The organism is Rhizobium rosettiformans W3 (genome assembly GCF_004912135.1).
Lineage (GTDB): Bacteria > Pseudomonadota > Alphaproteobacteria > Rhizobiales > Rhizobiaceae > Allorhizobium > Allorhizobium rosettiformans.
This window is the reverse complement of sequence record NZ_STGU01000011.1, coordinates 141640-156698: the sequence shown is the minus strand read 5'-3', so window position 1 is coordinate 156698 and position 15059 is coordinate 141640. Positions and strand designations below refer to the sequence as shown.

The following is a 15059-nucleotide window of genomic DNA, read 5'->3' as shown; positions in this document are numbered from 1 at the left end:
GGAAGCTTGGCCATCGCCGCCTCCAATGGCACTCGCGATCTGATTCGCGATTAGGTCAGCGGCTCGCCGCGCCGGGTCGTCTGCGATATGGGCGTATCGTTGTGTTGTCTTGGCGTCGGCATGACCTAGGAGCTTCCCGATGACGGGAAGCCCTAGACCAGACCACGCTCCGACACTTGCGAACGAATGTCTGAGGTCGTGAATCCGAAGGCCATCCAATTCAGAGCGTTTGCAAATCGCAGCCCATGGCCGCTTAAGGTCAGCGCGCGGCTTTTCGTTTTTTTGTCCCGCAGATTCACTGGCGATAACAAATTGCCCGATGCGCGGAATGTCTTTCAGCACTGAAACCGCAGCAGTGGAGAGGATAACCGCTTTTTTGCCGGTTTTGCTGTCAGGGAGAAAGGCGATACCCCTTTCAAGATCCACCTCCGACCACCGCAAATGCAATATCTCGCGCAATCGGCATCCAGTGAGCATTATGAGACGAATAGCGGCGGTCACAGAAGAAGAGAATACTACACGCTGCCCCTTCGGTGCATGCTTTGAATCAGTCACGTTCGCCGCGAAACCAACTGTCTCCGCTTCTCTCAATGCCTCACCAAGCCTGACCATTTCCGCCTCGGTAAGGTATCTCTCGCGAGCGCTCTCCTTGTTCAGGTCCACCCCTTGCGCAGGGTTAAGCCCCTCCGGAATGTGTCCATTCTTCGAGCCCCACGAATAAGCGGCGGCGAGCAGTTTCATGGCTCGATTGGCGGAAATCCGAGCCTCTTTTGACATCACGGCATGAGCGCGTTGCACTTCGACGCGGGTGAGTGTTAGCGCTCGTGATGAGCCCAAGGTTGGCGCAATGTGCTTCTTCAGCATGGTTCGGTAAAACTCTGCCGACGACGCCTTCTTCTTCTCCGCTACGGACTCTTCAATGTAAGCGGCGACGAGATCTTTCACGGTGATTGACGCCCGCTGATCAGCGCGATCTTTGGCTAGATCTTTGCCTAGTGCGGCGTTGGCGATTGCACGTCTTGCAGCTTCGCGAGCGTCGTTCGCCTTGAGTGTGCCCACGCGGCCGAGTTTTATGCGTTTTTTTGAGCCGCCAGCAATTGGTCGAAATTCAGCAAAAAATGTTCCGACGTTGCCAGGCGTTCGGTAGAGGCCAAATCCGGCAATGTCCTCGTCAAAGAAATAGGTGGTTTTGTCCGGAGCCGGCGAGGCCATAACCTCGGCAACGGTCGTCGCGGTAATCTTAAGGCTTGCCATCTTGAGTTCCCGTGTAGCCACTATATAGCCAGAATATTGTCGGCTGCGGCGCGATAGTCAAGTGGACGCCGGTTTCTTTATGTTTCCAAGTCAGTAGGTTGCGCTCTGGATGGAAACATGAGAAATAGCCAGGATACGCCTATTTCTTGACTGGGGGTCAAGGGGTCGTGGGTTCGAATCCCGCCATTCCGACCATTTTCGTAGACACGTCAACACGTTGACCACGTCGAACGATCTCGAGGACCGGGTGTCGTAAGACATCCGGTCTTTGTTTTTGGTCCCGGCTCGACCGTTTCCTCGAATTCATCCTCGACGACCGCTTTTCTCAATCCATGTCCTATGATTGCTGCAATGCAGCATTATATTGGGAGAAGGTTCGAAGGGAGCCGGTTTTCCATGCGCTTCAAGTTCTCGATGTCACCGCTGTCTGCCTTTCTCAAGGGACAGAGACGCCTGCAGCGCCGGCTGGAAAAGGCGTTGCCGAAGATGCGCCTTCCCGATCCGCCCAAGGCGGCAAAGCCGCGCAACCCGCGCTCGGGCCTCGTGCAGGTGCATGCCTTCGGCAGCAATCCCGGGCGCCTGCGGATGATGGAATATGCCCCGCCCACGCGACGTGAGCCTCAGACACTGGTGGTGGTCCTCCACGGCTGCCTGCAGACGGCTGTGCAGTTCGACCGGGGCAGCGGCTGGAGCCGGATGGCGCGGGAGAAGGGTTTCGTGCTGCTCTATCCGGAGCAGACCAAGGCGAACAACCACAATCTCTGCTTCAACTGGTTCCGCCCCAGCATGGTGGCGCGTGATCGCGGAGAACTGATGTCGATCCGCCAGATGATCGAACATGCCATCGATCGACATGGGATCGATCGGAGCCGGGTCTTCATTCAGGGACTGTCCGCCGGCGGCGCGATGGCGAACGCGCTGCTGGTGACCTATCCTGAGCTCTTCGCAGCAGGACAGGTGGTGGGGGCCTTGCCATATGGTGCAGCCCGCGACGCGATGACGGCCCTGCAGGTCATGAAGTCGGGAAGCCGCCGGAGCCGCAAGGATTGGGGTGATCTGGCGCGCGCTGCCGCCAGTGGGGAGGGGGGCGAAAAGCCTGCGGTCTCCATCTGGCAGGGAAGGGCTGACCGGGTGGTCGCGCCGGCCAATGGCGAAGCGCTTCTGGCGCAATGGCTTGATCTGCACGGACTGGACGAGAATGCCGGGGAACGGGAAAACCGGCTCGAGGGGCCGGTGGTCGTCTGGCGCGGCGGAGATGGCAAAGTGCTGGTCGAGTATCGTCTTCTCGAGACCCTCGAGCACGGCCTCCCGGTGATCGCCCGCCGTGCCGGTGCGGAGCGCCAGCCTTACATGCTTGAGGGCGCCATCGGCGCCCCCCAGCAATTCTATCAGGCCTTCATCAAGCGTCGCTGACGCGGCCGAGAAGCCTCAATGGCTCAGTTTTCCTCGATCGAGACGCCGTTCTCGCCGATCTTCAGCTCGACGCCGCTCGGCTCCTGCTCTTCCTGATAGACGTAGATGCCAAGCCCGATGACGGCAACGACGAGGGCGCCAATGATGAGGTAGAGGCCATTGTTTCGGCTCATGAAAATCTCCTGTCTGACTGTGTCGGACAGGAAAAGCCGCAGCCGCGACTATTGTTCCATCGCCATATTGGAAAAACTCAATCGTCGTTGGCGGCAGTCAGTTCTTCCGGTCGCAGCCCGTCGTCGCTGACCCTCGCAACAAGCCGAAGACCTTCACCCCCATTGCCGCCTTCGCCGGCATCGAGGAAGGCCACGCCCATGCGTTCCAGCGTCAGCTTGAGCGCCGCATAATGTTGTGGGGTGGCATCATAACCATGTCCTGACTCGATCTGCAGGATCAGCAGGGCGGCAACCCCGCTTTCTTGCGACAGCTTGTCGATGGTTATGTCGAGCATCGCGCGTGCGGCGCGGATCTGAGCGGGTGTGATCATATGAAAAGTATGGGGCGCGGCGGCTGAAGATCAACCCCTTGAGATCAACGCACGGCGAACGGGCCTTTGTCACCCCTGGCGACGGGCGCGCTGGTAGCGCCACTCCGCCGCCCCGCAACCCCAGACGATCCCGAGCACCAGATAGAAATGCCGCCAGTGATCGGTGTCGATGACGGCGCCGATCAGCATGTGCCCGACAAGCACGATCCAGGCAATCATCAGATTGGGCTGCCATGGTCTCTCCCGCAGCAGATAGCGGAAGCCCATCGACACGGTCCAGACGATCATCGCGAGGTAGGAGAGGAAGCCGATCCAGCCATAGCTCATCAGCGACTTGAGATAGATGTTGTGCTCGTCCTCGGGGAAGATCTTGCCGAACATCATCGGACCGATGCCGAGCGGCTTTTCCATGGCCATCTCGAAGCCGAGCTTGTGGCGGGCGAAGCGTCCGAGATGGCCGCCATCATATTCCTGCACGAGCTGCGTGCGGGTCTCGAAGAGCCCGCGGACCTTCTCGAACTGCAACGCGATCAGAAGCGCGATCACCATTGCAATGACGGCGGTCAGCGACAAGACAAGGATCTTGAGGCGGAAGGCGTTGGTGCGCTCCTTGAGCAGCATGACGAAGACCAGCGCGACCGCACAGAAGAGAAAGAGCCCCCAGGCGGCACGCGAAAACGACAGGAAGACGGCGAAGGAGAGGATCAGGATGCCGAGGATCCGCAGTGGCGATTCAAGCAGCCGCCCCTTCAGCAGACCATGCAGCAGGTAGAGCATAGGCGCGACCAGGAAGGGGCCGAACACGTTCGGATCCTGGAATGCGCCCATGGCGCGGTCGTAGCGCGTGAAGACTTCCGAACCGGGAAAGGCGTGGAAATAGCCGAGAATGCCGAGCATGCCGGTGATGATGGCGGCTGCCACCCAGGCCTGAAAGATCAGTTTGAGCCGCTGCGGCCTGTCTTCGATGACTGCGGCATAGAATACGGCGGTGAGCGCCAGGAAGAGCGAGACCGCGACATAAAGCACCTGCTCGGTCAGGATGATCGGCATCACGGTCAGCGCCAGAAGCCCGCCGACATTGAAGATAAGGAGCAAAGCGAGAAGCGGCGCGACAGCGCGCGAGATCTTCAGCCCGAACAGGAACCACAGGGCCACTTGGCCCACCATCAACAGTTCATAAGGTGCCGGTTCGGAGATGACGAAACCGGACAGAAACACGCCGAAGGCCATGATCCAGGAGACCATCAGCTGGACGGCGGCCGCCTGCGGATTGAACGGCCGGATCTGGGCGTCGACCGCGCTCAATAGGCGTTTTCCGTGTTGAGGAGCTTGATCGGCGTCAGGAACAGGATCTTCAGGTCGAACCAGAGCGACCAGTTCTCGATGTAATAGAGGTCGTAAGCCGTGCGGAACTTGATCTTGTCGTCGGTGTCGATCTCGCCGCGCCAGCCATTGATCTGGGCCCAGCCGGTGACGCCGGGCTTCACGCGGTGGCGGGCGAAATAGCCCTCGACGATCTCGCCGAAGGTCTTGTCGCGCGTCTGGCCGAGCACGGCATGCGGGCGCGGACCCACAAGCGAGAGGTCGCCACGCAGAACGTTGAAGATCTGCGGCAGTTCGTCGATCGAAGTCTTGCGGATGAAGCGGCCGACCTTCGTCACGCGCGGGTCGTTCTTGGTCACCGCGTTCTTCGCCGTCGGATCGCTCATCTCGGTATACATCGACCGGAATTTCAGGACGTTGATGACCTCGTTGTTGAAGCCGTGGCGCTTCTGAACGAAGAAGACCGGTCCCTTTGACGTCGTCTTCACAGCGATCGCGGTGGCGATGAAGACGGGCCAGAGCAGGACGAGCGCGAGCACGCTGAAGAAGATGTCGAAGGCGCGTTTGGCGACCGAATCCCAGTCGCGGATCGGCTTGTCGAGAATGTCGAGGAGCGGCACGGCGCCGACATGCGAATAGGCGCGCGGCCGGAAGCGCAGATTGTTGGAATGCGCGGCAAGACGGATATCGACCGGTAGAACCCAGAGCATCTTGAGAAGCTGCATGATGCGCGCCTCGGCGCTCAAGGGCAGCGAAATGATCAGCATGTCGATATGGGCAAGACGGGCGAACTCAACGAGTTCCGCAACATTGCCAAGTTTGGGGTATCCGGCAACGACATCCGGCGAGCGCGCGGCGCTGCGATCGTCGAAGATGCCGCAGATGCGGATGTCGTTTTCTGGCTGCTGTTCTAGCGCGCGGATGAGATCCTTGGCAGGCTTGCCGCCGCCCACGATCACGGCGCGCCGCTCCATCACGCCATTGCGGCCCCAGCGGCGAATGCCGAAGCCGATCAGATTGCGCTCCACCAGGAGATAGAGCGCTCCGAATCCAAACCATGCGGCCAGAACGCTTCGATATTGCGGATCGTGATCGACGAAGAGCAGGTTGACGAGCGCGACGAGCCCGACCGAGGCCATCCAGCTTCCGAGCACCCGCGCCATGGATCCCATCGGGGACCTGAGGATCGAGACGTGATAGCAGTCGCTCGCCTGCATGAAGAGCAGCGCCAGAACCGCACCGGCAAAACCGCTGATGCCGGTATCCAGGAGGTGCTCGCCAGGGTTCTGGGCAATGAAATAGTTGGTCGCGAGCGCGATCCCGAGAAGGCTGAAGAATTCGAGGAAACGCAGCTGGCCGATCACGATGGACGGCGAATAATTGGCCATGGCGTATTGGCCGGCAATCTGCCGCGCGAGCGCGCTGATCTCGGCCTTGCGCTCGCCGCCCACCTGGTCGGTTGAAGCGCCAGCCGTCTGACCGCGACGCAAGGCGTCAAGATCGAATGCCTCGGGTTTGTCGACCTTGTTCATGGCAAATCTCGCAGATGAATGGGCGAAGACTAGTGCCAAGGTCCTAAGAAACGCTTTAGGAACCCCTCAGAAACGGGGTGGGACTGGATCAATCCGGGACATTCCGCCTCAAATCCGTGCAAGTTGGGCACGGTAGAGCGCTTCCGCCTCTCTTGCCATCACGACGGCCGAAAAGCGCGAGCGGAAGGCATCCGCCGTCGGCATGGTGCGCTTCGACCAGGATGGATCGGTGAGCGCCTTTGCCATGACCGCGCCGAAGAGATCGGCCCGTCCGGCTTCCACAAGCGCTTCGCTGTCGCTGCCCAGGATTTCGGGAATGCCGCCGACGCGGGATGCAATGACTGTCTTTTCGGCAGCGAGTGCTTCGAGCACGATGTAAGGCATGGCTTCGGCGCGCGATGGCACGGCGACGATGTCCGAGAGCGCAAAGGCCTGGGCGATGGGCATGGCGGGCCGGAAACCGATCCGGCGCCCGAGACCCTTCTGCTCGACCATCCGCTGGTAACGCTCGAGATCGGGTCCGTCGCCGATGATCAGGCCGCTCAAGGGCCGTCCGACGAGCCGTTCTGCCTCTGCAAAGGCGTCGATGAAGACGTCCGGGCCCTTCAGGTCGCGCAGCATGCCGATATAGGCGAAGTCGACGCCGTCTTCCGTGACCGGAATGCGGCCGAAATCCCGCTCGCTGATGCCATTGTAGATCCGCGTCGTCGCACAATGCGGTTTGCCGATCTTGGTCTCGTAGGTCGTGCGCTCGTAGTCGCAGACGAAGGAGATCGACTCCGTCATCCGCTCCAGAATGCGCTCGGCCATGAACACGCCCCGGCCGGACAGGGACCTGCGCGAAAAGTGCAGGCTGCCGCCATGCGGCGAATAAAGGCGGGCGACGCGATACCTTCGAACCCGCAGCAGTGAGCCGATCAACCGCGCGATCACGCCGCCCTTGGCGCCATGACCATGCAGGATATCCGGCTGCAATTCCTTGATGAGTTTGTAACTTTCGGCGAGCGCCGCCATGTCCTTCAGGCCGACGGACCGGCCGATCGGAAAGCGCGTCACGCCGAGCTTGAGAAACGGCATGATCTGGTCGAACAGCCGGTCCTCATGTGCGCCGCCCGTCGAGCTGTCACAGAGGATGCCGACCTCGTGACCGGCCGCGCTGTGCAGTTCCGCCAGATCGCGCACATGGCGGAATATTCCGCCGATGGGCGATCGGAAACAATGCACGATCCTCAGGGTTTGGGCGTCTGCCATCGATCAGAACAGCCGCTCGCGAACATAAACGGTGTCGCCGGCGAGAATCGGATCGGTAATCGGCACGCGGCCCGTGATGATCTGTCCGTTGATCTTGCGGGTCACGTCGACATCGCGCTGGTTGGCGCGGCCGTTGAAGCCGCCGGAGACGGCGATGGCGTTGAGGATCGTCATACCCGGCACATAGGCATACTGACCGGGCTGGCCGACCTGACCCATGACGAAGATCGAGCGGTAGCGATCGACTTCGATGGAGACATCCGGATCGCGCAGGAAGCCCTGCTTCAGCTTCTGGGCAAGCGCGCCTTCGAGCTGGGTGAGGGTGGCGCCGCGTGCGGCGACCTGGCCCACCAGCGGGAAGGCGATGTAGCCCGCCTGGTCGACGGTATAGGTGTTGGTCAGGCTCGGCTGCTCGAACACGGTGATGCGCAACCGGTCACCGCTGTCGAGCCGGTAGGGCTGGATCGTCGCCTCGTGAAAGACCTTCGGGGCAGGGCGGTAGCTTGCGCATCCGGAGAGCCCGAGCGACAGGACCGCACTCGCGACCAGAACCATCGCCTGTTTTCCGACCATCGACATGCGCCGCTGCGCTCCCAATAAATTCGTAATCCTTGCCCTGTTATCGAATGGTTAGGGTTAATGCCGGGTAAACGACCGGTTGCCTTTTGGCTTTTGCTGCGGGCAAAACCGGGGGGATCAGGATTAACCCTTGAGTTACCATGATCCTTTACTTTCTCGGGCGAGATGTACCGGGAGTCTGTAATGTCGAGTGTGGACCGCGATCAACATGACGTCGATATCGACCTGGCCCAGCTCTTTCGTGCCGTATGGCAGCGGAAGGGGAGGATCCTTGCGGCGACCGCGCTCGTTGGCGTCCTGGCTTTCGTTGGCGCCAATGCCATTTCCCCGAGCTACAAGAGCGACGCCAAGCTGTTGATCGAGCCACGGGAACCCAATTTCTCCGCGTCCGGCACAGGTTCTGCGACCGCTGAACCCTTGCCCGACGAGCTCAATATCGCGAGCCAAGTCCAGCTTCTCCAGTCCGTCGACCTCATCAAGCAGGTCGCCCGCGACCTGAAACTGCATGAGCGGACCGAATTCGACCCGGACTCCAGCCCGTCGGCCATAACGGATTTCCTGGTTCTCTTCGGCTTGAAGAGCAATCCGCTGGAACTGCCGCCGGAAGAGCGCGTCATCAACGCCTTCAAGGAAAAGCTCAGTGTCTATCAGGTCGACAAGTCGCGCGTGATCGGAATCGAGTTCACCTCGAAGGATCCGAAGCTTGCTGCCGCCGTGCCGAATGCGATGATGGACGTCTATCGCTCGCTCCAGAGCGGCGCCAAGCTCGACAGCAATTCCGATGCGGTGCGCTGGCTGGAGACGGAAATTGCAAACCTGCGCGAAAAGGTGCGGGATGCCGAGCAGAAGGTCGCCGAGTATCGCTCATCTGCCGGGCTGATGTCGCTCGGTTCGGACCAGAGCTCCTTTTCCGGGAAACAACTCTCCGACATCTCGACCGAACTCGCCCGCGTCCGCGCCGAGCGCGCCAATGCTGAAGCGACGGCGGAAAACCTGCGCGCCAGCATCAAGGCCGGCAAGTCGACCGACACGCTCGATGCCATCGCGCGCTCGGAATCGATCCAGCGCCTGAAGGCGACGGAATCGCAGATCCGCGCGCAGATCTCCGACCTCTCCACGCGCCTGCTCGATGGTCATCCCCAGATGAAGGCGCTGCGCGCCCAGCTCGCCGGCATCCGCGAGCAGGTGCAGTCCGAATCGCTGCGGGTCGCCGCCAGCCTCGACAACCAGGCCGCCGTTGCGCGCGAGCGCGAAACGCAGCTCCTGGCCCAGCTGAACACGCTGAAGGCCGATACGGCGCGGGCTGGGGAAGACGAAGTCGGGTTGAAGTCCCTGGAACGCGAGGCGACGGCGCAGCGCCAGCTGCTGGAAACCTATCTCGCCCGCTATCGCGAGGCGTCTTCCCGTCTCGACAAGGATGCAAGCCCCGCCGATGCGCGCGTGATCTCGACGGCCATCGAGCCGCAGGAGCCGAGCTTCCCCAAGGTTGTGCCGATCACCATCGTTGCCACACTCGCGACGCTGATCCTCTCTGCCGTCGCGGTTATGCTGGCCGAACTTTTTAGCGGCCGCGCCCTGCGACCGACGGGTGCTGTAGTGCCTGTTGCAACACGTCGGGAAGACGCTGAAGCGGAAGACATGGAGACGGCGAACGAGGCGCCGCGTGCCCGTCCTGCGCAGGATGTGCCGGCAAGCCTCCTCGACGTCGCACCCGATGCCGATCTGGTGGAGGAGATGGAGCAGGCCGTCGCTGAAGATGTGCCAGCCTCTGAGCCGACCGAGGAGCCGGACGAATTCTCCGTCGCTTCCGTGGCCGATTACCTTGTCGAGCAGCAGACGCGGATTGCCTTTGCCATCTCGCCCTCGGGTGACGATGGCTCGGCCGGTACCGTCGCGCTGGCCCGTGAACTCGCGGACCGCGGTTCCCGAACGGTACTCGTCGACATGACCGGCTCGGCCTGCCCGACGAGGCTCATGGCATCCTGGCGCGATCTCCCGGGCATCACCGACCTGTTGACTGGCGAGGCAGCCTTTGCCGATTGCATTCATCCGGACCGCCTGTCCGCCGCCGACATCGTGCCGCAGGGCAATGCCGATATCCGTCAGGCCATGCGCGGTGCCGACCGTCTCTCGATGATCGTCGACGCGCTCTCCGACGTCTATGATCTGGTGCTGGTGGAATGCGGTCCGGCTAAGGCCGAAGGCGTGGCCCGACTGAGCCGCAACGACCGCCACGAGATCATCCTCTCGGCGCCCGAGCCGGAAGCGAAGGAACTGGCGGAGATCATGATGGCGTTCGAGGATGCAGGCTACAACGACCTGATCCTTCTCTCGATGAAGACACCGCCGGCGCGAAACACCCTGAACGCCGCCTGAGAGTCTCGGAACAGTTCGATCCGGGCGCTCAGTCTTCCGGCTTGGCTGCTGCCGTCGTACCGCCTTGGGCGCGCAGCCGCTGGATCAGCGCATAAAGATGTGGGTTGCCCTTGATCAGGGTCTTGGTCCGCGTAACGCCCCGATGCGTCATCGCCGCGAGATGCCCCGCAGGCCGCAGCGGCAGAAGGATGTCGTGATGGGCGGTTTCGATCGTGCACCAGCGGCGCTTGTAGTCCTGATCCCCGATGCCGAAGTCGAAGAGCGTAGCACCGTTTAGCGCGCTGCGTTCGATCACCAGCCAGAACAAGAGCTCCCCGGGGCTCGCCTCGGCCATCAGGCTGTCATCGATCGAGCCGAACTGGCAGATGACGTGATCGCCCTTGCGGGAAAGACCGGTGATGGCCGCGATCTTTCCTTCGTGCTCGCCCTTCAGCCGAATTGCATGCAGTTCCAGAGGAACGTCATCCGCGCCACGGTCATGTTCGAGAAGCATGTGGAAGAAGGCCTGGGTCTCCGCCGCCTGGAAGACGTTGGGCAGGCCACCGGCTGCGAACCGAGCGGCTTTCTGGCGGAAGAAACATTCGAGCAGCGCCTTCTGCTCGGAAAGAGAAACCGGTCGGATGTGCTCGAAGCCGCCGGCGGCCTCCAGCTTCCGGACTTGGGCGCGATACTTCTTGCGGCGGCTCTTCGCGTTGAGCGGTGCGATCGTCTCTTCCATGGTCGGGGCGAGCGGCAGCTGGAAGGAGGCGTTCTGGTTGCGGATGCTGGGCAGGCCGGCAAGCGGGTGACGCTCACCTCGCCAGTCGAAGGGCACGTTGGTCAGGCTGAGCAGATCGGCATGATCGCCCAAGGTCTTCGCCAAAAGCAGTTCAAAATCTCTGCCGGGGATGTCCGCTGCGATCTGACGGAAAGCGGCGCTGAAGAGGCCGCTGTTGAAATTGGTGAAGGCGGAGGCGATGAACTGGGCGCTCCGCACCAGGAAGTGACGCTCGATCTCCAGCGGAAGAAGGAAGGCGATCTCGCCGTTTAGCCGGCCTTCGACGATGGCCAGGGGATTGCCGTGGGTCTCGACCCAGGCTCGGCACCACTCGAAACCTTGATGCAGCGAGTTCCACGGATCGGTTTCGAGCTTGCGCCAGGCCCGTTCGGCCGGCGCCATGCGCGTGTGCACGGTCAGGTCGAGCCGTCCGGCCGCAATATCGAGCGAGGCTTGACCGGTGCTGAGGTCGGCACCGCTATCTGGCAGCTTCTCGGCATATGCCATTGCATCATGGCGCAGATGGGTCCGCATTACCCTGTCCCGGCTGGTTTCAGACACGTGCGGGAGCTTAAACCGTCCCTTCCAACAAACGGTTATCGTTCAAATTTTCGCTTGTCCCGATCGAAACAAGGGTAAAGACGGGGTTAATCCGCGTCCTTCTTCTTCAACGGCCCGGCCATCCATTTGATGACCAGCATCGCCGGGACGACCCAGAGCAGGCCGGTCAGCAGGAAATAGAGGAGATGGGCCCACCAGGGAGCGGTGGCGAGCGTCGCCGTGGCGATCGTGGTCGCGAGCAGGGCATAGATCGATACGATCAGGATGATCAGAATCGTTCCGATAAAGGATCTCAGCTTCGGGCGCTTGGTCATGCCTTTTTCCTACTCGACGTCGCTGCATCCTGCGACGCGACCGCTTGCCGCAAACCGGCGGGCTTGTTTTGCACGGCTGACTGATGCAAATCAACGGGCGAATAGAGGATTGACTGATGACAGCTGTGTTGACCGGAACCGAGTTGCAGGTGCGCAAGGACATTGCCCGTGTGGATGCCGACCGAAAGGCCATCCGCATCTGGCTCGGCGTGGTGATCTTCGCGCTCTTCTGTCTCGTGCTGGTCGGCGGCGCCACGCGCCTGACCGATTCCGGTCTGTCGATCACCCAGTGGAAGCCGATCCACGGCGTGATCCCGCCGCTGACCACCGAAGAGTGGGAGCAGGAGCTCGAGCTCTATCGCCAGATCCCGGAATACCAGCAGATCAACAAGGGCATGAGCCTCGACGAGTTCAAGTTCATCTTCTGGTGGGAATGGGCGCACCGTCTGCTCGCCCGCATGATCGGCCTGATCTTCGCTCTGCCGCTCGCTTACTTCTGGATCCGTGGCAAGGTCGAGCCCGGCCTGCGCGCCCCGCTGGTGGGACTACTGGCGCTGGGTGGTCTGCAGGGCTTCATCGGCTGGTGGATGGTCTCCTCGGGCCTCAGCGAACGTGTCGATGTCAGCCAGTATCGCCTGGCCGTGCATCTGATGATGGCCTGCTTCATCTTCGCAAGCTGCGTGTGGATCTTCCGCAGCCTTCATCCCCACACGGACGATGCCGCCCCGACGGACAAGAGCCGTCTGTTCGCGGGCATCCTGCTGATCATGACCTTCGTGCAGATCTATCTCGGTGCCCTCGTGGCGGGCTTGGATGCGGGCTTCAGCTACAACACCTGGCCGTTGATGGATGGAGCACTCGTGCCGCAGGGGCTCTTCGTTCAGGCGCCCGCCTGGATCAATGTCTTTGAGAACCCGAAGACCGTTCAGTTCATCCACCGCATCGGTGCCTATGTCCTGTTTGCCGCAGCCCTGGCCCACATGATCCAGTGTCTGCGGGCGGCCCCCCAGACCACCCATGCGCGCCGCAGTGTGGTGCTCTTTGGCCTGATCAGCCTTCAGGCGGTCATCGGTATCGTGACGCTGGTCACGCAGGTGCCGCTGCATGCCGGTGTCACCCATCAGGGCATGGCGCTGGTGGTGTTGGCCTTTGCCGTTGCCCATCTGCGCGGCTTCTACGGCGAGCGTCCCAAGCCGGTTCTGGTCGAAGTCAGGGACTGATCTAGCCGAAGCGATAGGCGGAATAGGGCTTTCCGAGGAACTCACCCCGGAAGACTTGCCGCCCGCCATCGCTGCCGGCAGCCCCCCGATGCCACGAAGAGCGGCACGAGATGGTCGTGGTCCGGCACATGGCACGCCAGCGCATCCGGGTTCTGGTTCCAGGTCGAAAGAACCTTGGCCCGCGTGTCGCTGTCCGGGTCGGCGACCGCCTTGCTCAGCCAGTCGTCGAAGCGGATCGCCTGCTGCACATGGTTCGGTTCGGCTTGCCGGAACATCCGCATGTTGTGGTAGCTCATGCCAGACGCAATGATCAGCACGTCTTCGTCGCGCAGCGGCGCAAGCGCCTTGCCGATCTCGACATGGCTTGCGACATCGAGCGTATTCTTCAGCGAAATCATGGTGACCGGCACATCCGCCTGCGGATAGACCAGCATCAGCGGGATGAAGACGCCGTGGTCGAAGCCGCGTGTATCATCTTCGGCGCTCTCGATCCCGGCCTCCGCCAGCAGCGTCCGCGCGCGGGCCGCAAGGTCCGGAGAGCCCGGGGCAGGGTAGGAAAGCTCGTAGGTGTGCGGCGGGAAATTGTAGTAGTCGAAGAGCATGCCAGGCTTTGCAGCCGTGCTCACAGTCGGTACAGGCTCCTTTTCCCAATGGCCGGAAACCACCAATACGGCCTTCGGCCGGCGCCCGATTTCGGCATCGAGGCCTTCGAGGAAGGCGCGCAGATCGTCCCAAGGCGCCCTGCCTTCGGCATCGCGCGGAAACTCCATGAACGGCCAGGGACCGCCGCCGTGGGGGATGAAGTAGACGGGGAAACGCTTGCTCATGGTGTGCCTCACTTTCGCGAAGCACCCTAGCACTACCGATCGTCATCCATAATCTGGCACATGATCGACATTTCGTTCGGCAATTGTGAACGACAGAGGAGCGAGGTCAGACACGCCGACCTCGCTTGGCATCACAATGGCTGCTTACGCAGAGAGCATCAGATCCATGTTCTGTACGGCAGCGCCTGAGGCACCCTTGCCGAGATTGTCGAGCAGGGCGACCAGGTTCACGTGCGCGCCACCGGGCGTGCCGAAGACGAAGAGCTTCATCGTGTCCTTGCCGACGAGTTCCTCGGCGTCGACGCGCGGCAGCTTGGCGCTTTCTGCAATCGGAACCACGCTGACGATGTCCTGGCCGGCGTAATGCGCAACGAGCGCCTCGTGAATGCTCTCGACCGTCGTGCCTTCAGCGAGATCGTCCAGGAAGAGCGGTACCTGCACGATCATGCCCTGGGCGAAGCGGCCGACGGAGGGGGCAAAGAGCGGCGGGCGGTCGAGCAGGCCATGCGTCTGCATCTCCGGCACATGCTTGTGCTTGAGCGTCAGGCCGTAAAGGAAGTTGTTGGCGGCAAGATGCTCGGGATGACCAGCGTCTTCCATCTGTGCAATCAGCTGCTTGCCGCCGCCGGTATAGCCCGAGACGGCGTTGACCGAGACGGGATAGCCGTCGGGCAGGATGCCGGCGGCGCGCAGCGGCCGGATGAGGCCGATCGCACCCGTCGGATAGCAGCCGGGATTTGAGACGTAGCGCGCGCTCTGGATCTTCGCCTTCTGCGCCTTGTCCATTTCGGCAAAGCCATAGGCCCAGTCCGGATGCACCCGGAATGCCGTGGAGGCATCGAGCAGGCGGACATTGTTGTTGGCAGCCGTCATCTCATAGGCCTGCTTCGATGCATCATCGGGCAGGCAGAGGATCGCGATATCGGCGCTGTTGAGCATATCCTCGCGCATCTTCTCGTTCCGCCGCTCGGCTTCCGGGATCGACAGCAGTTCGAGATCGCGGCGATCGGCCAGGCGCGTGCGGATCTGCAGACCCGTTGTGCCGTGTTCGCCGTCTATGAAGATCTTCGCTGCCATTTGTCTAATCCCGTCAGAGGTTTGGATGAGA

The 15059-nt window shown here is 61.7% G+C and carries 14 protein-coding genes; 3 read left to right on the top strand and 11 right to left on the bottom strand.

Features of this window, described 5'->3' with window-relative positions:
* Positions 1-1254: tyrosine-type recombinase/integrase (locus tag FAA86_RS18680; protein ID WP_136542620.1), on the bottom strand; the 1254-nt coding region annotated here is incomplete at its 3' end.
* Between the two features lie 396 nt (positions 1255-1650).
* Between FAA86_RS18680 and FAA86_RS18675 the strand changes: the two genes are divergently transcribed.
* Positions 1651-2667 (top strand): extracellular catalytic domain type 1 short-chain-length polyhydroxyalkanoate depolymerase, encoded by a 1017-nt coding sequence (locus FAA86_RS18675; protein WP_136542619.1) that lies wholly within the window; start codon positions 1651-1653, stop codon positions 2665-2667.
* 23 nt (positions 2668-2690) lie between these two features.
* Here the strand turns inward: FAA86_RS18675 and FAA86_RS24655 are convergent, their stop codons facing one another.
* The 6 genes from FAA86_RS24655 to FAA86_RS18650 form a co-directional block, all read right to left on the bottom strand.
* Complete coding sequence (locus FAA86_RS24655; protein WP_167495032.1) at positions 2691-2840, bottom strand: hypothetical protein; 150 nt, start codon at positions 2838-2840, stop codon at positions 2691-2693.
* Positions 2841-2917: 77 nt separating this feature from the next.
* The gene (locus FAA86_RS18670) at positions 2918-3211 is read right to left on the bottom strand and encodes a hypothetical protein (protein ID WP_136542618.1); all 294 of its coding nucleotides are present in this window, start codon (positions 3209-3211) and stop codon (positions 2918-2920) included.
* A gap of 69 nt (positions 3212-3280) precedes the next feature.
* Positions 3281-4516, bottom strand: coding sequence for an O-antigen ligase family protein (locus FAA86_RS18665; RefSeq protein WP_136542617.1), 1236 nt, complete (start codon positions 4514-4516; stop codon positions 3281-3283).
* Positions 4513-6066, bottom strand: a complete 1554-nt coding sequence (locus FAA86_RS18660) for an undecaprenyl-phosphate glucose phosphotransferase (RefSeq protein ID WP_136542616.1) — start codon at positions 6064-6066, stop codon at positions 4513-4515. The genes FAA86_RS18665 and FAA86_RS18660 overlap by 4 nt, the downstream gene beginning before the upstream one ends.
* Before the next feature lie 108 nt (positions 6067-6174).
* A complete protein-coding gene (locus FAA86_RS18655) occupies positions 6175-7317 on the bottom strand; it encodes a glycosyltransferase family 4 protein (RefSeq protein WP_136542615.1) in 1143 nt (380 codons plus the stop codon).
* Positions 7318-7320: 3 nt separating this feature from the next.
* The gene (locus FAA86_RS18650) at positions 7321-7896 is read right to left on the bottom strand and encodes a polysaccharide biosynthesis/export family protein (protein WP_113459361.1); all 576 of its coding nucleotides are present in this window, start codon (positions 7894-7896) and stop codon (positions 7321-7323) included.
* 183 nt (positions 7897-8079) lie between these two features.
* Between FAA86_RS18650 and FAA86_RS18645 the strand changes: the two genes are divergently transcribed.
* Positions 8080-10272, top strand: coding sequence for a GumC family protein (locus FAA86_RS18645; protein WP_136542614.1), 2193 nt, complete (start codon positions 8080-8082; stop codon positions 10270-10272).
* Between the two features lie 28 nt (positions 10273-10300).
* Here the strand turns inward: FAA86_RS18645 and FAA86_RS18640 are convergent, their stop codons facing one another.
* Both FAA86_RS18640 and FAA86_RS18635 read right to left on the bottom strand, forming a co-directional pair.
* Positions 10301-11563, bottom strand: coding sequence for a GNAT family N-acetyltransferase (locus tag FAA86_RS18640; RefSeq protein ID WP_136542613.1), 1263 nt, complete (start codon positions 11561-11563; stop codon positions 10301-10303).
* A gap of 113 nt (positions 11564-11676) precedes the next feature.
* The gene (locus tag FAA86_RS18635; RefSeq protein WP_136542612.1) at positions 11677-11904 is read right to left on the bottom strand and encodes a DUF2842 domain-containing protein; all 228 of its coding nucleotides are present in this window, start codon (positions 11902-11904) and stop codon (positions 11677-11679) included.
* Between the two features lie 116 nt (positions 11905-12020).
* Here FAA86_RS18635 and FAA86_RS18630 point away from each other — a divergent pair, with 116 nt between their 5' ends.
* Positions 12021-13124 (top strand): COX15/CtaA family protein, encoded by a 1104-nt coding sequence (locus FAA86_RS18630; RefSeq protein ID WP_136542611.1) that lies wholly within the window; start codon positions 12021-12023, stop codon positions 13122-13124.
* Positions 13125-13165: 41 nt separating this feature from the next.
* On the opposite strand, the gene FAA86_RS18625 is transcribed toward FAA86_RS18630, so the two are convergent.
* Positions 13166-13951: a DODA-type extradiol aromatic ring-opening family dioxygenase gene (locus FAA86_RS18625; RefSeq protein WP_342774144.1), complete on the bottom strand. Its 786-nt coding sequence runs from the start codon at positions 13949-13951 to the stop codon at positions 13166-13168.
* Positions 13952-14095: 144 nt separating this feature from the next.
* Positions 14096-15028 (bottom strand): N-acetyl-gamma-glutamyl-phosphate reductase, encoded by a 933-nt coding sequence (gene argC, locus FAA86_RS18620; protein ID WP_136542610.1) that lies wholly within the window; start codon positions 15026-15028, stop codon positions 14096-14098.
* Between the last annotated feature and the right edge of the window lie 31 nt (positions 15029-15059).

Excerpts from the sequence above, each read along its gene's own strand:
- FAA86_RS18630 (WP_136542611.1), top strand. The coding sequence starts at position 12,021 with ATGACAGCTGTGTTGACCGGAACCGAGTTGCAGGTGCGCAAGGACATT.
- FAA86_RS18640 (WP_136542613.1), bottom strand. The coding sequence starts at position 11,563 with ATGCGGACCCATCTGCGCCATGATGCAATGGCATATGCCGAGAAGCTG.
- argC (WP_136542610.1), bottom strand. The coding sequence starts at position 15,028 with ATGGCAGCGAAGATCTTCATAGACGGCGAACACGGCACAACGGGTCTG.
- FAA86_RS18645 (WP_136542614.1), top strand. The coding sequence starts at position 8,080 with ATGTCGAGTGTGGACCGCGATCAACATGACGTCGATATCGACCTGGCC.
- FAA86_RS18670 (WP_136542618.1), bottom strand. The coding sequence starts at position 3,211 with ATGATCACACCCGCTCAGATCCGCGCCGCACGCGCGATGCTCGACATA.
- FAA86_RS18655 (WP_136542615.1), bottom strand. The coding sequence starts at position 7,317 with ATGGCAGACGCCCAAACCCTGAGGATCGTGCATTGTTTCCGATCGCCC.
- FAA86_RS18660 (WP_136542616.1), bottom strand. The coding sequence starts at position 6,066 with ATGAACAAGGTCGACAAACCCGAGGCATTCGATCTTGACGCCTTGCGT.
- FAA86_RS18675 (WP_136542619.1), top strand. The coding sequence starts at position 1,651 with ATGCGCTTCAAGTTCTCGATGTCACCGCTGTCTGCCTTTCTCAAGGGA.
- FAA86_RS18625 (WP_342774144.1), bottom strand. The coding sequence starts at position 13,951 with ATGAGCAAGCGTTTCCCCGTCTACTTCATCCCCCACGGCGGCGGTCCC.
- FAA86_RS18635 (WP_136542612.1), bottom strand. The coding sequence starts at position 11,904 with ATGACCAAGCGCCCGAAGCTGAGATCCTTTATCGGAACGATTCTGATC.
- FAA86_RS24655 (WP_167495032.1), bottom strand. The coding sequence starts at position 2,840 with ATGAGCCGAAACAATGGCCTCTACCTCATCATTGGCGCCCTCGTCGTT.
- FAA86_RS18650 (WP_113459361.1), bottom strand. The coding sequence starts at position 7,896 with ATGTCGATGGTCGGAAAACAGGCGATGGTTCTGGTCGCGAGTGCGGTC.